The 17708-nt window shown below is 64.3% G+C and carries 13 protein-coding genes and 1 pseudogene; 10 read left to right on the top strand and 4 right to left on the bottom strand.

What is annotated here, in order from left to right:
* Positions 1–5: 5 nt before the first annotated feature.
* Complete coding sequence (locus ACFSXZ_RS13265) at positions 6–2012, bottom strand: hypothetical protein (protein ID WP_378264928.1); 2007 nt, start codon at positions 2010–2012, stop codon at positions 6–8.
* A 101-nt stretch (positions 2013–2113) separates the two neighbouring features.
* On the opposite strand from ACFSXZ_RS13265, the gene ACFSXZ_RS13270 reads away from it, so the two are divergent.
* Together ACFSXZ_RS13270 and ACFSXZ_RS13275 are read left to right on the top strand one after the other, a co-directional pair.
* The gene (locus tag ACFSXZ_RS13270) at positions 2114–2236 is read left to right on the top strand and encodes a hypothetical protein (RefSeq protein ID WP_378264930.1); all 123 of its coding nucleotides are present in this window, start codon (positions 2114–2116) and stop codon (positions 2234–2236) included.
* 192 nt (positions 2237–2428) lie between these two features.
* On the top strand, positions 2429–2734 hold the full coding sequence (locus ACFSXZ_RS13275) for a hypothetical protein (RefSeq protein WP_378264932.1): 306 nt from the start codon (positions 2429–2431) through the stop codon (positions 2732–2734).
* A 126-nt stretch (positions 2735–2860) separates the two neighbouring features.
* Here ACFSXZ_RS13275 and ACFSXZ_RS13280 read toward each other — a convergent pair whose 3' ends face one another.
* Both ACFSXZ_RS13280 and ACFSXZ_RS13285 read right to left on the bottom strand, forming a co-directional pair.
* Entirely contained in the window at positions 2861–4843 is a 1983-nt protein-coding gene (locus ACFSXZ_RS13280; RefSeq protein WP_378264934.1) for a S53 family peptidase, read from the bottom strand.
* A 125-nt stretch (positions 4844–4968) separates the two neighbouring features.
* Positions 4969–6177 carry a cytochrome P450 gene (locus ACFSXZ_RS13285; protein WP_378264936.1) on the bottom strand — a complete coding sequence of 403 codons (1209 nt, stop codon included), beginning with the start codon at positions 6175–6177 and terminating at the stop codon, positions 4969–4971.
* 199 nt (positions 6178–6376) lie between these two features.
* Between ACFSXZ_RS13285 and ACFSXZ_RS13290 the strand changes: the two genes are divergently transcribed.
* The 5 genes and pseudogenes from ACFSXZ_RS13290 to ACFSXZ_RS13310 all read left to right on the top strand — a co-directional run bounded on the left by ACFSXZ_RS13290 (position 6377) and on the right by ACFSXZ_RS13310 (position 11026).
* Positions 6377–7252 carry an SAM-dependent methyltransferase gene (locus ACFSXZ_RS13290; protein ID WP_378264938.1) on the top strand — a complete coding sequence of 292 codons (876 nt, stop codon included), beginning with the start codon at positions 6377–6379 and terminating at the stop codon, positions 7250–7252.
* A 201-nt stretch (positions 7253–7453) separates the two neighbouring features.
* Positions 7454–8305: an alkaline phosphatase family protein gene (locus tag ACFSXZ_RS13295; protein WP_378264940.1), complete on the top strand. Its 852-nt coding sequence runs from the start codon at positions 7454–7456 to the stop codon at positions 8303–8305.
* A 98-nt stretch (positions 8306–8403) separates the two neighbouring features.
* Positions 8404–8973, top strand: a pseudogene (locus tag ACFSXZ_RS13300) (MFS transporter); the annotation flags it as partial.
* A gap of 449 nt (positions 8974–9422) precedes the next feature.
* Positions 9423–9797, top strand: coding sequence for a very short patch repair endonuclease (locus ACFSXZ_RS13305; protein WP_378266442.1), 375 nt, complete (start codon positions 9423–9425; stop codon positions 9795–9797).
* Positions 9798–9853: 56 nt separating this feature from the next.
* Positions 9854–11026, top strand: a complete 1173-nt coding sequence (locus ACFSXZ_RS13310; protein ID WP_378264941.1) for a DNA cytosine methyltransferase — start codon at positions 9854–9856, stop codon at positions 11024–11026.
* Here ACFSXZ_RS13310 and ACFSXZ_RS13315 read toward each other — a convergent pair.
* Positions 11020–11979 carry a NaeI family type II restriction endonuclease gene (locus tag ACFSXZ_RS13315; protein WP_378264943.1) on the bottom strand — a complete coding sequence of 320 codons (960 nt, stop codon included), beginning with the start codon at positions 11977–11979 and terminating at the stop codon, positions 11020–11022. The genes ACFSXZ_RS13310 and ACFSXZ_RS13315 overlap by 7 nt on opposite strands.
* Positions 11980–12256: 277 nt before the next feature.
* Between ACFSXZ_RS13315 and ACFSXZ_RS13320 the strand changes: the two genes are divergently transcribed.
* From ACFSXZ_RS13320 to ACFSXZ_RS13330, 3 genes are read left to right on the top strand one after another with little or no spacing between them, the layout of a single operon-like run.
* Complete coding sequence (locus ACFSXZ_RS13320) at positions 12257–13768, top strand: ATP-binding protein (RefSeq protein ID WP_378264945.1); 1512 nt, start codon at positions 12257–12259, stop codon at positions 13766–13768.
* Positions 13761–14741 (top strand): PD-(D/E)XK motif protein, encoded by a 981-nt coding sequence (locus tag ACFSXZ_RS13325; RefSeq protein WP_378264947.1) that lies wholly within the window; start codon positions 13761–13763, stop codon positions 14739–14741. The genes ACFSXZ_RS13320 and ACFSXZ_RS13325 overlap by 8 nt, the downstream gene beginning before the upstream one ends.
* 1 nt (position 14742) lies before the next feature.
* Entirely contained in the window at positions 14743–17634 is a 2892-nt protein-coding gene (locus tag ACFSXZ_RS13330; RefSeq protein WP_378264949.1) for a Z1 domain-containing protein, read from the top strand.
* Positions 17635–17708: the final 74 nt, after the last annotated feature.

The raw sequence follows: 17708 nt of genomic DNA on the forward strand, positions 1-17708 counted from the left end.
TCGGGTCAGGTGCTCTGGCCGGATCCACCACCCGGCGGTCCCACGGGACCGGTGGGACCGGTCGGCCCCCGCTGACCTGTCGGCCCTTGTGGCCCCGTCGGTCCCTGAGGTCCCGCCGGCCCGGGCGGACCGGGCGGCCCCGGCGGGCAGGTCCCGGGCGGGCCGGGCGGCCCCGGCGGTCCGGTGGGTCCGGTGGGCCCCACGGATCCTTGCGGACCGACGGACCCCGCCGACCCGGTCGCCCCTGCATCGCCCGGCCGCCCGGAGGCTCCCGGGCTTCCCGGTGTGCCATGGTCTCCGGTCGGCCCGGGTACGGTGACCGTGTCGGCCCTGCTGGCGGGGACGGAGGCGTACTTGGTGATCGCGGTCCCGATGACGCCTCCCGCTGCCAGGAGACCGGCGACGGCGACAGCGGCGGTGGTGATCGGCAGCTTCAGCATCGGCGCGACCGCACTGTGCTGCACGGGCACGGCGGAGTGCCCGGCGTCGGGAGAATCCGGTGTCTTCGGGAGAGCCGCCAGCATCGCCGGATAAGTGAGTTCGGTCGTCGTCTCACCGACCTGGCCGAGAAGGTCGATCACTTTGAGGGTGACGGCGATCGGCTTGGGTGAATCCAGGACGGCGGGAACGGACACCGCTTCGGTCAGAGCGACCTTGCGGACGGTGGCGGTGGCGCCGTGGTTACGCCGCAGACGTGGGGGGTCACCGATCCACCAGGCGTAGTCGTACGGCCCGGCGCCGTAGGAGCGAAGATGAGCGGTGAGCCGGACGGTGACCGGCACACCGGGCACGTCCGAGGGCCCGGTCGGCTCGATCTCGATCGTCGGGGCGGGTTTCGGGTCCGCGATGGTCAGCATGGTGTCATGACGCGCGAGCGGCACCTGGTAGTGCGCGACCAGGTAGCCGTCGTAGAAGAAGAGACCGGTCATCGGCGCGTCGACCGTGATATCGGTGGCGGGGATGACGAACCGGTGGCGCGGCTCACCGTCGGCCGGGACATCGCAGAAAATGCGGCGGATCAGCGCGGTGACGGCCTCGGTGATCAGTTCTTCCCCGGCGTTGTCCGCGCTCGAAAGCTCGGGCCGGACGAGAAGTTTCGACTGTGCCATTCCCATCCGAACAGGACTGTCCACAATGGTGAGTCCACCGGGATGCTCCAGACTGCCGGTGAGGTGGATGCGCTGATCGTCGAGCAACGCGACGGTCACCTCTCGCCACCGCCACGGGAGGGGGCCCTGCGGCGACTCTGCCGTGCCCGTGGCGAGCCCACGCTCACACAGCCAGGCCAGAACGCGATTGACGCCCGCGGGAGTGAGACCGACCGCCACGTTCGCGGTCGCGTCGAGCAGAAAGTTCACCGGATAGAAAATCGACGAGGCGCCGCACGTCGTCGACATCGCGAGGGTGAGCAGTTTCCGCGCCGAATCGCGGACCACCCTGGCGTCGGACAGCACCAGGCCACCAACGGCCCGGTCCTTCGGTTTGAGGCAGACCGGAAGTGATTCGGGAAGACAGTTGAGCGGCATGCCGGCCAACGACCGCATGACCCGGGAGAAAAGCCGGCGGCGGTAGGCCCGGCGGGCGAACATGGTGTCCAGCCGTGACGCCGGTTTGTCCGTCCCTTGGTAACTGACTTCGAGTTCGTCCATGACGAGATCGGACCGCTTGGGCCGGGCCAGGGTCACGAGCGGAAGATTGCGGCGGGTGGAGCGCACTCCTGGCATCCCGTCGAGGTGGACCGTGCCGTCCGCGGTGAGGTTGACGCGTTTCCACGGCGGGCGGACACCGCCCCGGACCGTCGTGGCCAGCCGCAGCTTCTGACCGGCGAACTCCAGCCGCGGCTTGTCCCAGTGGGCGCGCATGCGGGAGAACGGGGAATGTGAATGGACCACCCGGGTGATCGGTGAGGTCAGCACGGTACGTCTGGTGATCGATTGATCGACGACGCGCAGCTGAATGTCACTGATCACCTCGTGACGTAACTGTACGACGAAATCATGTTCATTGAGCATCGTGCCCCGACCTCACTTACCCGACCGCGGAAACCCCACCTCGATTTCGCCGGATGAATGGTCCGGACATCGAGTGCCGCCGAGCATACACCGAATCGGAAATGGAGCACGGAAATGCGGGGCCCGCCTGGATCACCGCGGCGGGCCGCCCGGACGAGGCGGACTTCGGTCGCCACCCCGACGGTTGGACCGTCGACACCACTCCGGATCACCGGATCGAGTGATCAAAGAGGACAGATGTAACGGTGCGTCGAGGCCTTTTCCACCCTATCGGGTGGTGTCGAGTCACTTTAGTCGCACAGCAGGATGATCATGGTCTTCAGACCTTTTTGGACTAGTTGACGTGCCGCTAACATTCCGCCTCGTTCCACCGAGCAAGTACTCCTCGAAAAACCATTCACATTTGGAGGCAACGAATGTCGAAGACGAAGGTTGCGACCGCCGGGATCCTCGGGCTCGCGTTCCTGTTCGCCGGCGCGGCTCCCGCTTTCGCCGCCACACAGGGCCACCAGCGGACCCTCGCCGCGGCGCCGCAGGGCGTGGTCGCGGCCGCTCCGCAGGTCGCCCCCGCGGTGGCCCCGTTCGTCGCGCCCGCGGTCAAGCCCACCGTCGCCCCGCTGGTGATGCCCGAACTCAAGCCGGTGGTCGCACCGATGGTCGCGCCGGGACTGGTGATCGCCCCCGACGTGCACCCGACGGTTGGCTTGCCCGGCCTGCGCTAGGGAATTCCGCCGAGCATCGATTCTCTCGACAGTACGGTGTGCTTCCCCGTCCGGCCGACTGTCGAGCAGGGGCACCGTGGTCTGGCCCGGGAATGCCCGCCCAGACCACGGTGACCTTTCCGTCCACTATGGACGGGAGAACCGGGTGACGAAGGTCGCCGACGGAACGCCCAGTCCCGTGGCGTCGTCATATCCGGGCGTCACCTGCAACACACCGTCCTCGCCCTCGGTGAAGAGTTCGGGGTCGCTCGCGAAGTGCGACTCGATTCCGAATTCGACCGGCGGGTGCGCCGGATCGACGGGCAGGATGTCACGGATCGCACCACTCTCGCGCATGCTGTACAGCAGTGGGTTGAAGAATCCCAACGGATGCTTGACCGCCTGCACGACATCGGCTTCTATCCCCGCCATCAACGGGGACGACAGGCTGGTGCCGCCGCCCTGCGCGTCCTCGTCGTATTTGCCCTCGGTGATCGACCCGGTATAGCCGATCAGCGCGCTGATGCCCGCGTCCAGCGAGATGTCCGGCCCCACGCGAGCGGCCGGACGGGTGCCGTTGAGCGTGCTCAAAGCGGCAGGCACGGCCGATCGCTGATAGCTCGGCTGGGGATAGTGCGGGCTGACCCCGCCACCGGAACCCCCGGCGAAATCTCCCGGCGGCGCCGTCTGGTACCCGGTCCCGTCGGCGTTCAACCGGGTGGAGTGGCGGCCCCAGACGGTCTCACCGACCACGGAACCGTCGGAGCCAAGGGCAAGACTGGTGCCTCCGACATCGGTGGCCCAGGGATCGTCGGCGGGAAAGGCCACGTAGACCGGGTCGCCGGACTCGGTGTCGCCGTGGTCGCCCGAGGAGAAGTTGAAACCGATTCCCTCCAACGCGCCCTGTTCGAGGACCGAGTCCCAGGAAGCGAGTTCGGCCGGTGAGAACTGTTGTTCACCCTGGGACCAGGATCCCGTCGCGATGTCCGCGAGCCGCTCGTCGACGACCTTGATCGCCGCGTCGAGACCGTTGGAGATCATTTCGGAGCCTGGCCCGGAGACCGCCTGGCAGTCCATCTTGACGTAGACGACCTTCGCGTCCGGCGCCGCCATGTGCACCGCCTCGACGTCGATGGCCGATTCGATCCACTGACCGACGAGGCCGCCCGGTCCGTTGGCGTGCGAGGAGCCGGAGTTCGCATCACCGGAACAGTGCGACGACGACACCTCCGTTTCGGTGTACTGACCGGGCGCGAAGCCGGGCATGCCGTGGTCGGCGAAGAAGTGGTTCGCGTCCGCGAGCATCTCGGGATTACGGTCGTCCAGGAGGATGGCCACCGTGGCGCCCTTGCCGGTGTAGGGGCTGGACTCGAGGCCGTAGGCCTGCCGGATCTGTTGCGGGGTGTACCCGCAGATCGGGGTGGGTGCGGTGGTCTGCCCGTAGGCCGGGGGGATCGAGACCGTGTGCTCGCCCCAGTAGTGCGAACAGGAAGCGTCACGCGAAGCCGACCGGTGAGCGGCGGCATGGGCGGGCTTGGGCTTGGACGGTGGGGCGGAAGGCAGTTGCGTGTACCGGAATCCGGTGACACCGAGGATGTCCCGCCCGAGTTCGGCCGGCACCGACAGGTCACCCTCCACCCCGACCTGGCGGTAGACCCCCTGCGGGGACGGCGTGTCGAACTCGCTGACGTGGGTGGCGAAGGCCTTGTCGAATGTGTCGGCGGTCGTGGTGATCGCGAGGTAGTGCGCGGTGGTCTCGGTGACCGTCATGCCTTGGCCGGTAAGCCAATCATGGACCGCGCTCGCCCGGGCCGGGGTCGGCCCGAATTCCCGCTGGAACTGCTCCGGCGAGCGGTAGTGCGCGTAGTCGGGGGAATGCGGGTCGGACACGGCCGTCGCGGCGGCCGTGAGGCCTGGTCGATCAGCCAGCCATACCCGCAGGGTGAGGACCTGTCCCGGGTCGAGTGGTTTGCCGGTGCCCGACACCGTGGACGGGTTCGGGCTGGGTAGCGTGACTCTGGCCGAGTCGGCCGCGGCCGTTGCCGGCGTCATGGCGACGAGCAGCGCCAAGGCCGCCGAACTCCACCGTCGAACACGACGTCGGGCCGCCGAATGCGGAAGCAAGGGCATGCTTCCTCCGTTCGTGAAGTGGTTCGGGATCTGCGTTTCACAGACTCCCGGCCACGGCCGGCCTGTTGCGATCGCACCCGACTGCCCACTTCAGCGACAATTCCCTGGGCGATATTGTCCGGAATTCACCATCGCACGGGCAATTCCTCCAGCCCGCCGACGATGAGCCCGTCGCGGACGCGTAGTTCGCCGGCCGGCACGGTGAGTTCCAGCGAGGGCAACCGGCGAAGGAGCACCTCCAGCGCACACTGCAGTTCGATCCGCGCCAGCGCCTGGCCCAAGCAGGAATGCGGGCCGATACCGAAGGTCACGTGCGAATTCGGAGAGCGTCGCAGCTCCATGCGCTCGGCGTCTTCGAACGCCTCTTCGTCACGGTTGGCCGCGCTGATGTTGCACACCACGGTCGTCCCACGGGGCAGCGTCGTACCGCCGACCTCGACCGGTTCGCTGAGATAGCGCGGTATCCCGAACCCGAAGTTGACGTCCAGGCGCAACGCTTCCTCGACCGTGGAACGAACCAGGGAGGGGTCGGCCAGCAGCGCTTCCCATCGGCGTCGGTCGTCCAGCAGCATCGCCACCATCTTGCCGATCATGTTCGCGCTCGTCTCGTGCCCGGCGACCAGCAGAATCTGGCCCGTGGACACGAGTTCGGCTTCCGAAAGCCGCCCGTCTCCGGCGTCCGCGATCGCGATCAGCTCACTCAGCAGGTCGTCACCGGGCTTCGCGCGTTTGGCGGCGATGTGCCGATAGAAGTACTCGTCGATTTCGTTCTGGGCCGCCACGATCTCTTCGCGGCTGTACCGGGTCAGGTTGAGCATCGTGTTGGACCAGAACGCGAATCGCTCCCGGTCGTCGGCCGGGAGTCCGATGAGTTCGCAAATGACCCAAACCGGCAGGGGATGCCCGAAATCACCGACGAGATTCCCCGGGGCGCCTCGCGAGACCATCCCGTCGAGCAGCTGGTCCGCCATCGCCATGATCGCCGGGCGCATCGCGTCCATCCGCTTCGTCGAGAACGTCCTGCCGAGGACCTGGCGCCATCGTCGGTGTCCCTCCCCGGTCGGCGGAGTCGGTGTCGGCTGGAACGCCGCGCCTTCGGTGTCGCTGACCGTTGCCGCGTCTTCGGCGGTCAACTGACGGCTGAACCGCGGGTCGGACAGGATCTGCCGGACGTCTTCGTAGCGGGTCAGGAGCACCACCTCGTCGCCGCTGGCCATGCGCACGCGGGCCAGCGGCTCTTCCCTGCGCAGCCGCGCCCACTCCGTGGCCGGTTCCAACGGCCCTGGATTGCGAAACGGGTACTGGGGTATCGCTTCCTCGGTTTCGGCATGCACGAAAAGCCCTCCCGGAATGAGGCGACCGGCCGACCTCAATTTACCGGCTTACCGTGTGGCCGGCCGGAACCAAGCGTGCCGCCGTGCCGTTTCGACACGTTTTCCTTGCCCTTACACACTTTCACCCTTGCGACGGAGGAACCTTGGTGCTACGTGAATACTGGTTGATCACGCACCTTCTACGTCGCCGGAGTCGTTCGTGACAGATCACGACCAGGAAGGCATCGGGCAGGGGGTCGGCCTCACGGCGTTGCAGGTCGCGGCCGCACGAGCCGTGCACGCCGACCAGGAACGCCCCCTCGTCGACGACCGGTTCGCCGCGGCCTTCGTCCGCGCCGCTCACCGGGCGAGGCCGATGCCGAGCAGCCTCCACGAAGCCCGGACCCGGTTCGCGGACGAGCCGGTCTGGCTGGACAGCTCGACCTACATCGGCGTGCGCACCCGGTTCTTCGACGACTATTTCGCCCGCGCCACGGCGGCGGGTGTCCGGCAGGCGGTCATCCTGGCCGCCGGTCTGGACGCGCGGGCCATGCGGTTGCGTTGGCCGCCGAACACCACCGTCTACGAAATCGACCATCCTGGCGTCCTGGAGTTCAAGGACACCGTGCTCGACCAGGCCGTTCCTTCCTGCGACCGCCGCGTCGTACCCGTCGATCTGCGCGACGACTGGTCCAAGGCGTTGCTGGAAACCGGCTTCGCGCCGCGGGAGCCGACCGCCTGGCTGGCTGAGGGCCTGCTTCCCTACCTTCCGCCGGACGCTCAGCGGGAGCTGTTCACCACGGTCGGCCGCCTGTCCGGCCCCGGCAGCTGGTGGGCGATCGAGCACACGAGGAACCTCGCGGACCTGCTTGACAGCCCCGAATTCGACGAAGTGGCCCGCGACACGGACATGGACGCCCGGCCCTTGCTTCACGCCGACGACCGCACTTCCGCCGTCGAGTCGCTGCGCGCGTCGGGTTGGACGACGACCGTCCAGCCCGCCACCGGCGTGGCGCGGGACTACGGTCAGGAGATCGGCCCGCTGGTACGGCGGCTGGTGGAACTGAGCGAGTTCGTCGTCGCGCACCGCGTGTGATCGCGATATTCACCTGAATGATTCTTGTGGAACGACGGACGCACACGCTCGTCCCAAAGAGCGGCATTCGACTTTTGTTTGTTTACCTCACGCACATCTGACGTCCTCGACATATTGGGTTCGGCGCCGCCGATGGTTCTCAGGATTGACCGGCCCTGGCAGTGCGGTCAGGGCCAGTTATCCACCCTTGGAGGAGAATTCGTGTTACGGAAGCGCATCGCGGCCGCGATCGTGACGGCAGCGGCTCTCGTCGGTTCGGCGACGGCCGTGGCCGTCACCTCGTCCACCGCGCAGGCGGCGACGAGCGTGCCGGCGTTCGACCACATCGTGCTGGTGATGTTCGAGAACCACGCCTACTCGCAGATCAACGGCAGCTCCAGCGCACCCTACTTCAACAGCCTGGCCGCCCAGGGCGCGAAGTTCACCCAGTCCTACGCGGTCACTCACCCCAGTGAGCCGAACTACCTGGCGATGTTCTCCGGATCGCCCCAAGGACTCACCGATGACAGCTGCCCGCACACCTTCACTGGTAACAACATCGCGGCACAACTGATCGCGGCGGGCAAGACCTTCAACAGCTACTCCGAGAGCATGCCTTCGGATGGCTACACCGGTTGCAGCAGCGGCAAATACGCGCGCAAGCACAACGCGGCGCCGTCGTTCAGCAACGTGCCGGCGGCCAGCAACCTCATGTACACCGACTTCCCCTCCTCAGCGAACTACGCGAGCCTGCCGACTGTGTCCTACATCGACCCCAACCTGTGCAACGACATGCACGACTGTTCGGTCGGCACGGGTGACACCTGGCTGAAGAACAACCTGGACGCCTACGCGCAGTGGGCGAAGACGCACAACAGCCTGCTCATCGTCACCTTCGACGAGGACAACGGCAGTTCGTCGAACCACATCTTCACCGCGTTCGTCGGCGCACACACCCAGGTGGGTTCCTTCTCCAGCCAGATCAACCACTACGGCGTGCTGAGCACCATCGAAAGCGCTTACGGCTTGTCACACCTCAACTCGGCCTCGGCGATCACCAACGTGTGGAACTGACCGGCCGCGGATTTTCGCGTAACCGGAAGTGATCCCCCGCTCGCGGGCAGCGTCGCCCGCGAGCGGGCTTCCGCCGAACTCACGGAGGTAGGGCACTCGTGTACCTGTCCACGATCGACCATCCGCATGCCGGAGACGGCGCCGCGAAGCCACCACGCAAAAGGGCACTGTTTCTGCTCGGTGGCAACGTGTTCGCGCTCGGCGCGGTCAGTCTGATCACCGACATCTCCTCGGACATGGTGACCGCGGTGCTGGCGGTATATCTGATCGTCGGCCTCCATCTGAGCCCCGCGGCGTACGGCGTGATCGATGGCACCTACACCGGTGCGACGGCACTGCTGCGGCTGGCCGGAGGCTACCTCGCCGATCTGGTGCGCCGGCGTAAGTTCGTCGCCGGCCTGGGCGCCGGGTTGTCTGCGGTGGCGAAACTCGGGTTGCTGGCGGCGGGCAACGCCGTCGGTGCGATAGGCGCGGTGATCGCCATCGACCGCACGGGCAAGGGATTGCGCACCGCACCGCGTGACGCGTTGATCACCCTCTCGACACCGCCGCAGCTCTACGGCCGTGCCTTCGGCATTCACCGGATGATGGACACGGTCGGGGCGTTCGCCGGACCTCTGGTCGCGCTGGCCGTTTTGGCCGTCACCGCGCAGGCCTACGACGCCGTACTCGTGGCCGGTAATCGTGAGGGATTGGCTGCGCAGCACCTCAGCCGACGTCGCGGAGGAATGCACGTTACAGGCGGGTACTGTTTGCGCTACCCGGACCAGTGTTACTGACCGCGATCCTGTCCACCCGTTCCGAATCGCCATCTGGACCGGGCTAAACGTTAGCGGTACCAGAAGCTGCTGACCGGTAGCCTCTCCCCGCGCAACCAACCATTTGACTGGCCACAAGGCCACCCCTGCCGCGATCGGATGCCCGGCACGAGCTGCCACCCACCGGTCTACAACTCGGTGCGTTCCGGGCAGCCGGTGGACCACCGAGCACGGCGACGAGTCTCCAAGGTGGCGACACAGCTCTCCTCGTGTACGCAGGGCGGGTTCGCCCGATCGACGGTGACGAGGACAATGGTGGTGTGCAACCGCTCAGTACAACGGACGACACGCGGGTGCGGATGAGCAGGCAGCGTGCTCGGAACACTGCTGCGGAGACCGGACTTCGCCGGCACCTACACCGGCTCGGGCTGCGCTATCGCGTTCATCGGCGCCCCATCGCGTCGATCCGCCGTGAAGCGGACGTGGTCTTTGGTCCCGCCAAGGTCGCAGTGTTCGTGGACGGCTGCTTTTGGCACGGATGTCCAGAGCATGGTACCTGGCCAAAGCGCAACAGCGAGTTCTGGCGAAGCAAGATCGAGAAGAATCGCGCACGGGATGTCGACACCGATCAGCAGCTCGCGGAGGCAGGTTGGCTGGCGGTCCGGGTGTGGGAGCACGAGGATCCCGAGGTAGCAGCGAAGCGGGTCGCGACTCTGGTCACGGCACGCCGGTAGCGGTTCCCCGGTCCCGATACCCGGAATTGTCGGTGGGGTCAGCTAATGTTCTCAGCGTGGGAACACGACCGTTCACGATGATCGACCTGTTCGCAGGCTGCGGAGGCATGACCTCGGGTTTCATGGCCGCCAAGGGCTACAGGTCTGTGATGGCGGTCGAGTTCGACCTGAGTGCGGCCGCGACCTATGCGGCTAATTTCGGCGAGTCCCATACCCGCTACGCCGACATCGCCGAGATCTCGGATGATGAGATACCCAGGGCCGATGTGATCATCGGCGGTCCACCTTGCCAGGGCTTCTCCAACCTCGGCTCCCGCAATGTCAACGATCCGCGCAACAAGCTCTGGAAGGAGTACATCCGCTTTGTCAGGCACGCCCGCCCCAAGGTCTTCGTGATCGAGAACGTCGACCGGTTCTTCTCCTCCAGCGAATTTGCGCTCCTACAGGCCGAAGTGCGGCCGGGCGGTCTGCTTGAGGAGTACAAGCTGGCCGCAGGATTCCTCCTGGCGGCAGACTTCGGGGTACCCCAACGGCGGAAGCGGACCATTGTCATTGGATCGCGGATCGGTCCCATCCCGCTACCCGACCCCACCCACATCCGGCCCGGCGCCATGGGCGACGAACCCTACTGGCATACCACCCGGGATGTGCTCGACGGGCTCCCCCGGGTGCCTGCGACGCGTGAGTTGCCGGACTCGTGGACCAACGTCTTCGGGGAGTCGTTACGAGGCCCCTTTAAGAGCCCTGACCTGCACATCGGCCGTAATCCGACACAACTTTCGCTCGACCGGTATCGGGAGATCCCGCCTGGCGGCGGTCGGTTCAACCTGCCCGATCATCTCCTGTCCCGTTGCTGGAGGGAGAAGAAGACCGGTACGACCGACGTCATGGGCCGGATGCGCTGGGACATGCCGTCGCTAACGATCCGAACCGAGTTCTACAAACCAGAGAAGGGCCAGTACCTACACCCTCAGTGGCACCCTAAGGAACCGGACCTCAGCGTCGACCGGCCGATCACACATCTCGAGGCCGCACGGCTACAAAGCTTCCCCGACGAGTTCCTGTGGTGCGGTTCCAAGATCGAGATCGCGAAGCAGATCGGCAATGCAGTGCCGCCGATGCTGGCCGAGGCGATCGCTCGCCACCTCAAGCCTTACCTAAGAGGCACTGTGAGTGGCCGACGACACAGGAAGACCTCCTGCCGCCTGTGCAAGCCGACGGGTCAGTAGCGGATGTCGGGGACCGGCTCGACGGGCTCGCCGGGGCGCGAGACGGCGTAGTGGTCGCCGGAGATCTCGACAACCGGTCGACCGTCGGTGTCGTCTGCAACTTTGACCAGACGAATCGACAGAAACGTGCCCTTCTCAGGCACCGGCAACCCCAGCGCGGATGCGATCTTGGGACTGTCGTTCTGGTGTCCCAGGACTGCGATGCCCTCCTTCCGCAGATGGCGCCGCGCGTCGCGACAGCGTTTCAGTCCATCCTTCTGTTGGGCCACGGTCACGGCTGTGTTGCGGTCGATCGGACATCCCTGGACGCAGCGCAGCAGTTCGTTGATCCTCTGCTGCCCAGACCCCGCGCTACGAATGCGGTCAACCGTGCTCTGCGGAAGTGACAACAGCAGGTTGCGGGGGAGTGAGGCATTGCGAGCGAGCCATACGATCGAGCCTCTCGCCTGCTTAGTGATGGTGGTCTTGCCGTCCTTGTTGCGCCCTCGGTTGAGGACCTCGGGTCGGATCCGGATAACGCCCACGTCGAAGGCACTCTTGTGGTCGTCGGCGCTCATCAACAGGCATAGATGTCCCATCGCCTCGGTCGGAATCGCCCAGGTCCCCGTGATTGAGAACTTCGCGTCGATCTCGTGACCTGCGACCTCGTAGTCCATCTTGGCCCCGTAGTGCAACTCGAACCCCGCACGTGTGACGATCTCGACCTTGGTCCCTAGGTAGGTCTTCTCCGTCTTGGCAAGACCGGCGATGTCGAAACGTCCCGTGCGCTGGCCATCCAGTACCTCGTCCAGAGACTGCCGGAAGATCGAGCCGAAACGTGCTTCCAGGTCCTCGTGACCGCGGAACCAAGCGACTACCTCGTCCAGTCCCTGGTCGACCGATCCAGTACCGCCCTGCCCGGGCCTAGGAGTCCCCCCGGCGACCAACTCGAACAACGTGCTCGTATCACCCATGAGAGCAAAGTATCCTGAACGGTGACGCTACGTGAAGGCCCTTTCGTACACAGCGCCAAGAGTCGACTCAGTGCGAGGTCGCCGCCACGGTACAACGATTCGAAGACACTGCAAGGCAAGGTGTAATGTCTAGTCTTTTCATACGATAAGGAGCTTGGGTATCGTGCGTTGAACCGCGTCACGAACCCGCGAGATCGAAGGTCGCTCGTTGTGAGCGCATCGATCGCGCTCGGCAGTCAGGCAGCCGAGTGGGCGGTCGGGATAAGGGGAAAGTGACATGTCCACGTGGCGCGAGAGTGTTCCAGTCGCCGGTTCGGTGATCTTGACACCGGATGCACGGGCTCTCGACAGCCTCGGACGCAACCATTCGCTGCCAACAGCGTTGGCCGACCTGGTCGACAACTCGATCGATGCGCAGGCCTCCGAGGTCTTGATTCGCTTCGTGCGGCAGTCAGGCAGGCTACGTGCCTTGTACGTGGTCGACAATGGACGCGGGATAGGGCCGCAGGAGATCGACGCGGCCATGACCGTCGGGGCTCGTCGGGACTATGGGCAGGGCGATCTCGGTCGCTTCGGTGTGGGCATGAAGTCGGCGTCGTTCAGCCAGGCGCGGTCAGTCACCGTGATCTCCAAAACTCGTTCCGTGCCACCTGTGGGACGGCGGTGGGTGATCGACAGCGCCCGTCGCGACTTCTCGTGTGATGTGATCCCTGTTGCCTTCTGCGTTGAAGAATTCGATCGCACATGGCGGATACCGGAGACGGGCAGCGGCACCGTCGTGCGTTTGGATCAGGTGTCCGGCTTTCCGGCAACGGACGATTCTGTCCGTGTCGAGAAGTTCGTGACGCGCAAGATACTCGAGATCCGGCAGCACCTCGGCCTGGTTTTGCACCGGATCCTCGAGGCGAACCGGGTTCGCATCGTGTTGGACGTCGAGGACGTCGACAGCCCCTATCCCGGTCCGTCGTTCGATGTCGAGCCGATCAACCCATTCGGATACATACGCTCGGGCCACAGCGATTATCCCAAGCATCTGGTCGCGACGTCCGAAAATCAAAAGATTGTGCTACGTTGCCACATCTGGCCGGGGCGGTCTCGTACCCTGCAGTTCCGTCTCGGCGACAGCCCTTCCGCCCATCAAGGCCTGTACATCTATCGGAACGACCGTCTGTTACATGCGGGCGGCGACTGGGGAGGCCTACACGCCACGGACGCCGACCTTCAACTTGCCCGCGTAGCCGTCGATATCGACAACGACATCGCCGGCCTGTTCCGAATGAACCCCGAGAAGTCACGGGTCACCACCGGACCGGAGTTCGCCGCTCTCGCCGAGACTGCGATCGCCGAAGATGGCACTCAGTTCGCGGACTATCTGATCGAGGCCGAAGCCGTCTATCGGAGGTCTCGCCAGCGGACTCGCTCCCGTCGTACGATGATCCCCCCAGGCAAAGGTTTTGGACCGGGGCTGCGTGCGTCGATCGAGGACGAGATTCCACTGTTGGATCGCGAAGACGGCATCAGTATAAAGTGGCGACGGTTTCATAGAGACGACTTCTTCCAGGTCGATCGAGAGTCGCGAACCCTCTGGCTAAACGATGCTTACAGACCCGAGCCCAAGGGTGAACGGCACAGCGTAAATGACGCCCCTCTCCTCAAAGCCCTGCTGTACCTGTTGGTGGAGGACGTTTTCCAGGGCGAGTACCTAGGCCCTAAGGACAAGGACAACATCGAGCTCTGGCGGGAGATCCTGACAGCCGCGGCAAAAGAACAGTCGAGCGCTCGTGACTGATCTTCCACCCGATCGCCACCTCGACAGCAGGGGGCTCAAGGCCTGTCTGGCCACCAGCGCGCCGGTGGAGATACCGATCGAGGGGACACCGCCGATCCGATTGTTCATCGACCCCTACCAGCCGGCAGTGGGCATCCGCTGCCACGACGACGGCAGCAGCCCGGAAACCGAACTAGATCACCTACGTGTGCGCACGATCCACCACGACGGGACACCCAAGATCGAAATAGCCATCACCGAGCAGGCCCTGTTCATAGATGGATATCCCGTACTCTGCGCTATCGCCGATCGCGTCCAGTTGGGCGGGTCGCGACTGGCGTCTGCGCTGTCCGAAACGGTCCGGTTCCTCGGACAGCTACTGCATCGCACCGATGGCATGTCGCAAGACGCCGAAATCGGGCTGTTCGGGGAGCTTCTGTTTCTCCTAGGGCTCCTCGGCACAGTCGGCACCGAGACAGGAGTCCAGGCGTGGCTTGGTCCCGAGACCGAGGAACACGACTTCAGCCTGCGCGGACTTGACCTGGAGGTCAAGACGACAAGTGCCGAACGTAGAAGGCACTGGATCTCGTCCGTGTCACAACTGGAGGCCAAGCCGAACCGCGACTTGTGGTTTGTCTCCCAACAGGTGACCCAGACCGGTACCGGTGGTCGTACTCTGGCCGAGCTGGTCGAGGTCGTCCGCACCAGAGTCGGAGCCTCGACAGTCCGGACACTCTTCGAGGAACGGCTCGACGCCTCAGGTTGGCGCGGCACGTTTGCCACCAGACTGCGCCGACAATGGCTTCGTCGCAGCGAAGCGGCAACCTACCGTGTCGATACAGACTTTCCACGCCTTTCCGAACCCGCCCTGCGCCTGCCCACCACGGCGACCGGTCGCATCGTCCAGGTTCGCTACGAAATCGACCTGACCGGCGTCCCATCCGCGCCAAATCCCCCATCGTTCATTAGAACCGCAGTCCGCATGGAGCGCTGACATGACTACCCCGTTCACTGAGGCACACCTCGCGGCTCTGGCTGCCATGGACAAACTTGGACGTCCAGCCGATCTCGTCGGCATGGCGGCCGATCATGCGAAATGGATTGACGGCGATATCACTGTCGACGCCAACGCACTCCTCGACTACCTCACCACTGCCGGAGTCAATGACCCGCTCTGGTCGCAGCTACGTACCCAAACGGTCGTCTGGGACGCCGCTGTCGGACCTGGGTGGGCAGACAGTACGCCTGCCAACACACAGCAACGCCGGGCCGTCATCACGAGGCGCTTGAACCTTGACGAGCCCACGACGCAGTTGCTCAACACGAAGATACCGGTCGCGGGCATCGAGCTTCCCACCGTCATCGCTCGTGAGTGGACGCCGTGGTACACGGACGAGATCCGCCGCCACAGGTCCTACTATTGGAACCACTACATCGACCATCTCCAGCGCAACGGATGGGCGCCTGACGCGCGAGCCTCGCTGGACATCGCAACCGACAGAGTCGTCGAACGGCTCACCGATCCCACGCAGCCCGAGGCTTACAAAGCCAAGGGCCTCGTCGTCGGCTATGTCCAAAGCGGTAAGACGGCCAACTTCACCGGCGTCCTCGCCAAGGCGATCGACGCCGGCTACCGTTTGATCATTGTCCTCACCGGTACTACTGACCTGCTGCGAGCACAGACACAACGCCGACTCGACATGGAATTGGTCGGGCGTGAGAACATCCTCGCAGGCATCGACGAGAATGATCCGCTCGCTACCGATGGTCTGGATTACCAGCTCGACAAGGACTGGATCGGTCGCCGATTCCTCGAACATGGCACTCTGCCGCGGCGTGCAGGGCGCCCCAACATCCACCGGCTGACCACTCAACGCGGGGACTACAAGAGCCTCCAACAGGGCATCATCGCGCTCGACTTCCCCCGGCGCGATGAAGATCGACCGATCTATGATCCCGCCAATCTCTTTACGACAGACGCACGACTTGCCGTGGTGAAGAAGAATGCTTCGGTCCTGACCAAGCTCGTCGCCGACCTGCGAAAGAGTGCCGCCAGAACCGAGGACCTTCCCGTCCTGATTGTCGACGACGAGTCCGATCAGGCATCGGTCAACACAAGTAACCCCAAAAAATGGCAGGAAGACCAGAAACACCGGACTTCGATCAATCGACTTATCGCTCAATTGCTCGGCATGCTTCCTCGAGCCCAGTACATCGGATACACCGCGACACCCTTCGCGAACGTCTTCATCGATCCTAACGACGCCGAGGACATTTTCCCCAACGACTTCCTTATCTCGCTCGCTCGGACCCCAGGTTACATGGGGTCCGCAGACTTCCATGACCTCGATTCGAATGATGACGCTCGAAACTTCGCGAACTCCAACGAGAAAGCGCACATCCGAATCCTGCCCCCCGCGCCATCTGAGGACGATCACGACCTTCGTGAAGCCATGGACGCGTACGTCCTCGCTGGAGCCATCAAACTCTACCGACGTGAAAATGGTCAAGGCGAGTTCAGGCACCACACCATGCTCGTCCACGAGAACATGAAGACGGCCGTGCATCGCGAGCAGGCCGAGCGGATCCGGCGCCTGTGGGACATGTCGGGTTACTACACCTCGACAGCGCACGAACGGCTTCGCATACTATTCGAGCGCGACCATCTGAAGGTGATGCAGGCACGGTCGGACGGCGCACCGGTGCCCGACGATTTTGCAGCATTGGCGCCATACCTCGCTAAGACCATCGCGCAAATCGGCGAGAGTGGCAACCCTGTTCTCGTAGTCAACTCGGACAAGATCGAGGGCGAGGATCTCGACTTCGACCAGAACCCCGTCTGGCGCATCTTGGTCGGTGGTAACAAGCTTGCCCGAGGCTTCACAGTTGAAGGCCTTACCGTCTCGTACTATCGGCGAGTCACGAAACAAGGTGACACATTAATGCAGATGGGCCGCTGGTTCGGTTACCGAAAAGGCTACCGTGACCTCGTCCGATTATATGTCACCAAAGAATTGTACGACGCATTCGAGGCGGTTTGCCGCGACGAAGAGTACTTCCGCAGTGAGCTCCGTCGGTACTCTGAATGGGTCGACGGCCGCCCCCAGGTCACCCCAGCACAAGTGCCGCCCCTCGTTGCGCAGCACCTGCCATGGTTGAAACCCACCGCCACCAATAAGATGTACAACGCGAGACTGACGGAACGCCGTTCGCCCGGACGTGGAATCGAACCTACCGCATACCCGATCCTGCCTAACGATATCGCCGACAACGTCGAGACCATGCTTCCATTGATCGAGACAGCCACACAACGAGCGCGATTCAAACTGTCCAAGGCCCGCGACTACCCGGCATACATCGGACTCCTCCCGCACGCGGCACTGATCAGCGCCCTCGATGCGCTCCGCTGGGCGGACAACGACAACTTCGCACCTGATCTGCGTTGGCTCAAGACCCTCACCCCCCAGCAAATCGAGGACTGGGCCATCATCGTGCCTCAACTGACCGACCAATCACCGACTTCGAAAATTCTCGGTAACGGTCCCTTTAGTCTGCACAAGCGGCAGCGTCGTCGCTCACCATATTTCGGCGCCATAAGCGATCCGAAACATCGACTCGCGGCCGATCGAATTGCTGGCGTCGACAGCTCCATCGTCGACCCTGATGCAGATGCGTGGCGCGGTCCCGGCCGAGGATCGGTCATGCTGTATCCGGTCTTCGAAGGAAACGAGCCGTTGATTCACGGCGACGAGGCCACGCCCGGGTCGCTGGTCATATGCTTCCGTATCACGGCCCCACCGAGCACTCAACCCCGCAACGGCAGATTGATCACCTTCGTGACCCAGGACAGCCGACGCCCAACGAAAGCGATCGTAGACGCGAGTTAGAAGGAGACCTCAGCTCGATCCTTCGACGGCCCCGATGCGCCGCTTGGCATCTGCCGTGCAGCGGAAGGGGGTCT

The organism is Amycolatopsis pigmentata (assembly GCF_042684065.1).
GTDB classification, from domain to species: Bacteria; Actinomycetota; Actinomycetes; order Mycobacteriales; family Pseudonocardiaceae; genus Amycolatopsis_E; species Amycolatopsis_E pigmentata.